This window comes from Isobaculum melis (assembly GCF_900111355.1).
GTDB lineage: Bacteria > Bacillota > Bacilli > Lactobacillales > Carnobacteriaceae > Isobaculum > Isobaculum melis.
Genome location: NZ_FOHA01000042.1, coordinates 1 through 1,233 on the forward strand (window position 1 = coordinate 1; position 1,233 = coordinate 1,233).

Sequence of the window (1,233 nt, forward strand, 5' to 3'; positions counted from 1 at the left end):
TGAGCTTCGCGTAAGCTAACCCATCCTCTTAACCTTCCAGCACCGGGCAGGCGTCAGCCCCTATACGTCATCTTTCGATTTTGCAGAGACCTGTGTTTTTGATAAACAGTCGCTTGGGCCTATTCACTGCGGCTGACCTTGCGGTCAGCACCCCTTCTCCCGAAGTTACGGGGTCATTTTGCCGAGTTCCTTAACGAGAGTTCTCTCGCACACCTTAGGATTCTCTCCTCGACTACCTGTGTCGGTTTGCGGTACGGGCAGTTTATTTCTAACTAGAAGCTTTTCTTGGCAGCGTGAAATCAGGAACTTCAGTACTTTATTTCCTTCCCCATCACAGCTCATCCTTATAGTCGCAAGCATTTTACTCACGTCAAGACTCACTGCTTGGACGCACATATCCATCAGTGCGCTTTCCTTATCCTTCTGCGTCCCTCCATTGTTCAAACAAAACAAACTGGTACAGGAATATCAACCTGTTGTCCATCGCCTACGCCTATCGGCCTCGGCTTAGGTCCCGACTAACCCTGGGAGGACGAGCCTTCCCCAGGAAACCTTAGTCATTCGGTGGACGGGATTCTCACCCGTCTTTCGCTACTCATACCGGCATTCTCACTTCTAAGCGCTCCACCAGTCCTCACGGTCTAGCTTCGACGCCCTTAGAACGCTCTCCTACCATAGAACCATAAGGTTCTATCCACAGCTTCGGTGTACTGTTTAGCCCCGGTACATTTTCGGCGCAGGGTCACTCGACTAGTGAGCTATTACGCACTCTTTAAATGATGGCTGCTTCTGAGCCAACATCCTAGTTGTCTATGCAACCCCACATCCTTTTCCACTTAACAGTAACTTGGGGACCTTAGCTGGTGGTCTGGGCTGTTTCCCTTTCGACTACGGATCTTATCACTCGCAGTCTGACTCCCGGATATAAATCAATGGCATTCGGAGTTTATCTGAATTCGGTAACCCGAGAAGGGCCCCTAGTCCAAACAGTTGCTCTACCTCCATGATTCTTAATTCCGAGGCTAGCCCTAAAGCTATTTCGGAGAGAACCAGCTATCTCCAAGTTCGATTGGAATTTCTCCGCTACCCACACCTCATCCCCGCATTTTTCAACATACGTGGGTTCGGTCCTCCAGTGCGTATTACCGCACCTTCAACCTGGACATGGGTAGGTCACTTGGTTTCGGGTCTACGACCACATACTCATTCGCCCTATTCAGACTCGCTTTCGCT

At 50.1% G+C, this 1,233-nt stretch carries 1 rRNA gene; it reads right to left on the reverse strand.

Annotated elements, in window-relative coordinates:
* Positions 1-1,233, reverse strand: a 23S ribosomal RNA gene (locus BMW29_RS13785); the annotation flags it as partial.